This is a genomic window from Terriglobales bacterium (assembly GCA_035764005.1).
Classification (GTDB): domain Bacteria; phylum Acidobacteriota; class Terriglobia; order Terriglobales; family Acidobacteriaceae; genus Gp1-AA112.
Genome location: DASTZZ010000047.1, coordinates 1 through 6,051 on the forward strand (window position 1 = coordinate 1; position 6,051 = coordinate 6,051).

Sequence of the window (6,051 nt, forward strand, 5' to 3'; positions counted from 1 at the left end):
ATTCGGGTCCATGCCGGCCTTGCGCAGCTCGCAGATCAGGCCTGCTCGCGTGTTGAAGGGCGGAGATGATCCGAAAGCGCGTCACCGCACGATGCATCTGCTGGTTGCGGGCCAGGTGGCATTCTGCTTCATCGTGCTGCAGCTAGCCGGCCTTTTCGTCGTCACTTTCCAGCGGCTCACCAACCGGCCGGTTGGATTCTCTCCGGAACGGGTGCTGGCGATGGAGACGATTGCTACACAACCTCAGCTGCCGGCCATCTGGGACCAGGAGCTTCAACACCTGCGGAACGTCCCGGGTGTTGAATCGGCCGCCATTGCGAGCGATACCCTGCTTTCGGGATGGGACACGATCACCCCCGTCTCCGTGAATGGCGCCACTCCCAGTCTTGTGCTTACTCATGAGCTAAACATTTCGCCAGGATGGCTGCACGTGATGCGCATTCCGCTGCTCAACGGCCGTGACTTCCGGCCGGAAGATGTTTACCCCGGAGCTGCCATCGTGAACCAAGCATTCGCGCGAGCGTATTTCAACGGACAAGACCCGGTGGGAAGACGCTTTGAAGTCATGGACCAGAACCGGCGGGTTGGTTTCGAGGTCGTAGGTTTGTGTGGCGATGTGCCATTTCACGATATACGCGAACCGATGCCACCGCAGGCCTATGTTCCGTTTCGCGAGGTGAATGCTTCAGGGCAGCCGCAGGCTGAGAATGACCTTGAGATCATGGTGCGGACTTCAGTTTCCGATCCTATGTCGATGGCGGCCGTGCTGCGGCGTGAAGTTCCCGCGGGACGTTCGGAATTTCATGTTGCTGATCTGCTGACGCAGGTGGACATCAACCAGGCGCAAACGGTGCGCGAGCGCCTGCTGGCCATGCTGTCGCTTTTCTTCGCTGTCGTGGCCCTGTTGCTCGCGGGTGTAGGACTTTACGGTGTGCTGAACCATTCCGTTGTGCAACGTCGCCGCGAGATTGGAATTCGAATGGCAGTGGGTGCGCAGGCTTCGAATGTCGTCCGGATCGTGACTTCGCGAATGGTCGGCGCGGTACTGGCTGGCGCCACGATGGGACTTATCTTTGGTCTGTTGTGCGCGAATCGTTTGCACGCTCTTCTTTTTCAAGTGCGAGCTACGGACGCCACCATGCTCATGCTACCGTTCGCCGCGATTGCTGCGGCGTCAGTCTTAGCAACGATCCCGGCGGTATTGCGTGCCGTGCGCATCGATCCGCTAATGATGCTGCGCGCCGAGTAAGAACGGCGTGAGGTAGGGCACATTTTCGGAGCTGTATGGTCCAATCCCGGAATGCACGTTCCATCGGCTTTCGCCACATTTGTGCTGTAACGCGGCTGACTATCCGCTGAGCTTTTAGACCCACACGGCATGGCATTTGGCTCGCGTTTTATTTCAGAGGGCGAGGTGTTCGACTACTTGCCCGAGCCAGTGCTTCCACGAATCAGCAACCTGGAGGAGTTTGCCGGCTGCCGAAATCAGCCCACCATGGCTTGAACCGAGACCCCTGATCCGGTTCTTGCCTTCTCGATCGAGGCTTCAAACTGCGCGGCGCGCACTTCGCTCGTATGTTCTGCCACGACTCTCTGCTGCGCGGCTTCGCCGATGCGGCGTAGCTCGGAGTCGCTGAGCGCGAGACAGCGCACTACGTCGGCTGCATCGGTCGGCAGCAGAATCTCTCTTCCGGGAGTAAAGAATGAATCCAGTCCTGGCCAGTTGTCAGAGACGATTGTCGCCGCGCATGCCGCTGCCTCGAATAATCGGACAGAAGGCGAGTAGCCGGCGATCACCATCTCGCGGCGCGTTACGTTCAAAGTCAATCGGGCCGAGGAATAGAAGCGCGCGTGCCAGCGCGGATTCAGATGCACGATTCGGCGCACATTTTTCGGCCAGCGAATCTCCTTCAGATACTGGGGGCCGGCGACGATGAATTTCATTTCGGGAAGTTGCTCCGCCGGCCTGACAAGCAGCTCTTCGAGTTTCGCCTGGCGATCGGGAGCATACGTTCCCATGTAGCTCAGGTCGCAGGCAAAGCGTTTGTTCACCTGAAAGCGCCGATATTCGCGGGGATCGAACGAGCAGTACAGTGGAACTGCCGCTCGCGCCCCAAAACGGGATTCGATTTCCCGTAGCATCGGCCCGCCGGTGAAGCTGAAATAGACATCGAAGCCGCTGACTTGCTTGGCATTGAGATACTCGGTTTTGCCCTGCTGGCGGAGTCCGGCGATCGTGATCGGCGTATCGATGTCGTAAAAAGCTTTTACGGAAACGCTGCTATCGAGCAGCTCATCGATGGCGTGAATGCCGTCGGGAAAGTACGATCCGACGAGCCCGACATCGGCCTCGGCAAGTTCTCGTCTGGCTTCAGGCGCGACATCCGACCAGTCCTCGTATAGGCGCAGCTTGCAGTAAGGGGGCTCGGGCAGATCGCGGTTCGAGGCATACCACTCCAGGTTCTTTTCATAGAAAACAATCTTGTGTCCGCGTCGGTGTAGCGCCTCAAAGAGTGCTCGAAACGTGGTCGCGTGCCCGTTGCCCCACGCCGATGTAATCGACAATCCGAATACGACGATTTTCATGACTACGCCACTGCGCTCTGGCGAGTGCTTGCATGCTTCAGCAGTTCAGAGACTTGTTCGGCACGTTGGGCATAGGTGTGATCGCGCAATGCGCGCTGGCGCATCGCTTCGCCAATTTCGTGCGCCTGCGACGCAACCGTGTTGCGTAGCAGCGAGACAATATCTTCTGCAGAGTTCGCGACCAGAATTTCTTTGCCGGGCTCGAAAAAGGTATCGATACCCGTCCACGCATCTGTAATCAAACAAGCTCCGGCACCCGCCGCTTCGAATACACGTGTTGGAGGAGAGAAGCCTACGTTCGCCATGGACTCACGATTCAGGTTGAGGACCATGCGCGCCGAGCAGTTTACTCGGTTGTGGTCGCCGGTTCCTACGTGACCGATCCAGCGGACATTGCTGGGCAGCGGTTTACCGCCCCAGCCTTCGCCTCCCAAAATGAAACGCAGATTGGGAGCAAGTTCCGCCGCGCGAAGAAAAAACTGCTCGACGCGACGCTCGCGATCGGGAAGGCGATTGGCGACGAGCACGAGATCGCATTCGTAGGCAGCGTCCCTTGCGACCGGATGATGCGTGTCAGGATCGAGCGCGTTGTAAATCGGATGGCAGTTGCGGGCGCCGAGCTTGAGATAGTGCTCGACCACTGGCGGTCCACCACCGTAGGTGAAGATGAAGTCGTACTCCGGAATCAGTTCCCGAAATGGGTCTGCCGGATTGTTTTCCACTCGCGCCAGGGTCGCCGGGGCATCCACATCCCAGAACGCACGGAGCGCATCGCTTTCGATGCCGCGTGCTACGGCAAATTCGAGTTCCGCATCATCTGCGCCGACGCCACTGTGCTTGATGATCAGATCGGCTCCGGCTGTGCGCGAGAACATCTCAGGCAGATCGCCGGGAGTGGAATACACGATGCTCTCGACGTAGCTATAGTCGCCGGCATCGCGATTCTGTTGGCGGCGATATGCGTCCGGTTCGGCGAAGGTGATGCTATGACCGAGGCGAGACAAGTTGCGATAGATGCCGCGATAGTATGTCGCCGCTCCGTTCCAGTATGAAGAAGTGATACTGGAACCAAAGACGAATATCTTCATCGGCTCATTTCCTCGAAGATGCCGACCAACTGCTCTGCGCGATGCATGCAGGTGTGGTGCTTCAGGATCGTGTCACGCCCACTCTCGCCGAGTTGCCGGCGAGCCTTATTGTCCTTGAGCAGATGTTCGATCTCGCTGCGCATCGCATCCCCATCTGGAACACATAAATAATCCTGTCCGGGACGGAAAAGATGCTCGGCATCACTCCATGGGGCACAGAGCAGAGGCGCCCCGCAGGAGAGAGCTTCGAAGACGCGGATTGTGGGAATGCCGCTCAAACCATTCGCGTATTGCCGACGCGGTACATGCAGCGAAACTGCGCTCTCGTTATAGGCTTGCGGAGCTTTGAGGTTTGGCAGATAGCCGCGGTACTCGATTCCCGCTGCCTGGAGGCTTTCGAGTGCCGCGTCGGGATAGCGAACGCCATAGACGATCACCTTGCGGCCGTTCAGAGCTGCTGCCGGTTGGACAAGAAATTCCATCAGCTCATGTGTGCGCTCTTCATCGCCCCAGTTGCCGATCCAGAGAACGTCTGCGCTTTGCCGCGTTGCCAGTGGACGGAAGACCTGCTCGTCGGCGGCTTCATGGAAAGTCCACACTCGCGGAACGCCGAATCCATCAGCGTATATACGCCGGATCGCTTCGCCGAAGGCGAGGACTCCATCCACTTTGTGGAGGTGAAAGCGCAGAATTTCGCCTGCGCGCGTGTACGCGCGATGGTGGGTATCGTGGAAGAGTGCGCGAAATCCGAACTTCTCTTTGAGAGCAAGAACCTTGTTTACGACCCAGGGCTCGTTCCATTCGTGGAGCAGAACCAGATCCACATCCTGTAGCTGTTCTTCAAGGAACGGGTCGAAGGTTTCGTCGTTCTGATAAAAGTGAATGTCGAGCTCGGGATACATGCGGCGGAAATCATCCACGGCTTCGATCGCGGTCTCGCCCTCGTGCTTCATCAGGTTGCTAAGCGACCACGCGCCTAGTTCTTCATATGAGCGCACATCATGGCCGAGCCGAATAAGAGCGCGAGAGAGTCCGCGCAGAAAATGAGCATTCCCGTGGTTCCAGTCCGAAACCAGGGAATGAGCAAAAATCCGGATTCTCAGTTTGCCGCTCACGCCGTCGCAACCTCCACGGCAACCAGTGATCGATAGAGTTTCAGATACTCCTCCGCCATTCTTTCTGAAGTGTATTGGTTGCGGGCGCGTTCGAACGCACGATCGGCGTATTCGCCCAGCTGCGAGGAGTTAGATGCAAGTTGCTGGATTGCGAGCAGCAGGCTCTGTGGATTATTCCGTTCAAAATAAAGGGCATCATCGTCCCACACCTCGCGCAGACTAGGGATGTCATTGGCGACAATGGCGCATCGCGATAGGGCAGCCTCCACCGGAGCCAGACCGAACGGTTCGTACCGGGAAGTAGCGATATACATCGCAGCCCGTGAAAAGAGCTGCCGCAATTGCCCCTCGGTCTGCGGCCCCTTCATCTTGAGGCGAGGAACTTGTCCTGCTGACTGGGCCGACGCCACGGCTCCTGCCGGGCTTTGCTCCGAACCAATGAGAATCGTTTCTAACGGAAGATCACTTTGCAGCAGTAAGGTAGCCTGCTTTCCCGCGTCCCAGAGGCGGCCAACGGAGATCGCGAAAGGCTCTTTGGCCTCGTAAGGCATAAATAACCGATGATCACGTCCGTTGTAGACCACTGCAGTTTCCTGGGGCTCGCCATAATGGCGCCGCGCTTCTTGGAGCATCCACTGTGAGGGCGCGACCACAATGTCAGCGCCAGCCAGACCGCGTACCACGTTCTCGCGATAGGTGCGAATCCATTCGTTGTCTGGAGGCTCTGTCCCATGTACGGCCACCCACCAACTGACCACATCGCTGTGAGCGACGACGATCCGCGGCAAATCGCAGTCGATGTTGCCGTAATGGAACTGATTAAAATGCAGGACGTCAGGCTTGATCTCGCCGATAATGTCTTTCAGTAAGGCGGCAGATTGTTCGAGGTCACCCTGAGCGTCCTGCATCCATTCCAGGCGAAAGGCAGTCGGATGGAGCGAGACATCGCTCAAATCTTCGAGCCATTCACTCTGAGCTGAGGTGGGAATCTCGCCGAAGCTGACCAGCGTTACTCGTATTCCGTTGCGCGACAACTGCGTCACCAGTTCGCGGGTGTAGGTCCACACGCCGCCGATGGTGTCGGCAGTCATCAATACGTGCATTCCAGGTCCTCGATTTTCGCAGGCTGTTGCTCCTGAATGTCGCTGTAGCCTTTGTCCTTGAACAGAGAAGTATAGAAGTGGTGCGCGCGTTCCCAAGCAGTATCGTCTGGCGCCTCGCCGAAGGTCTGCACGTACAGCGGGCTTCCCGGAAAGGGAAAC

General features: G+C 57.7%; 5 protein-coding genes. 1 reads left to right on the top strand and 4 read right to left on the bottom strand.

The annotated features are described in order from the left end of the window. The coding region (locus VFU50_07255) for an ABC transporter permease (protein ID HEU5232641.1) at positions 1-1,249 on the top strand (1,249 nt) is incomplete at its 5' end. A 236-nt stretch (positions 1,250-1,485) separates the two neighbouring features. Here VFU50_07255 and VFU50_07260 read toward each other — a convergent pair. From VFU50_07260 to VFU50_07275, 4 genes are read right to left on the bottom strand one after another with little or no spacing between them, the layout of a single operon-like run. Next, positions 1,486-2,586, bottom strand: coding sequence for a glycosyltransferase (locus VFU50_07260; GenBank protein HEU5232642.1), 1,101 nt, complete (start codon positions 2,584-2,586; stop codon positions 1,486-1,488). A gap of 2 nt (positions 2,587-2,588) precedes the next feature. Beyond that, entirely contained in the window at positions 2,589-3,674 is a 1,086-nt protein-coding gene (locus VFU50_07265) for a glycosyltransferase (GenBank protein ID HEU5232643.1), read from the bottom strand. After that, the gene (locus VFU50_07270) at positions 3,671-4,789 is read right to left on the bottom strand and encodes a glycosyltransferase (protein ID HEU5232644.1); all 1,119 of its coding nucleotides are present in this window, start codon (positions 4,787-4,789) and stop codon (positions 3,671-3,673) included. Before VFU50_07270 ends, VFU50_07265 begins: the two co-directional genes overlap by 4 nt. After that, positions 4,786-5,892, bottom strand: a complete 1,107-nt coding sequence (locus VFU50_07275; protein ID HEU5232645.1) for a glycosyltransferase family 4 protein — start codon at positions 5,890-5,892, stop codon at positions 4,786-4,788. The genes VFU50_07270 and VFU50_07275 overlap by 4 nt, the downstream gene beginning before the upstream one ends. Positions 5,893-6,051: the final 159 nt, after the last annotated feature.

Excerpts from the sequence above, each read along its gene's own strand:
- VFU50_07275 (HEU5232645.1), bottom strand. The coding sequence starts at position 5,892 with ATGCACGTATTGATGACTGCCGACACCATCGGCGGCGTGTGGACCTAC.
- VFU50_07265 (HEU5232643.1), bottom strand. The coding sequence starts at position 3,674 with ATGAAGATATTCGTCTTTGGTTCCAGTATCACTTCTTCATACTGGAAC.
- VFU50_07260 (HEU5232642.1), bottom strand. The coding sequence starts at position 2,586 with ATGAAAATCGTCGTATTCGGATTGTCGATTACATCGGCGTGGGGCAAC.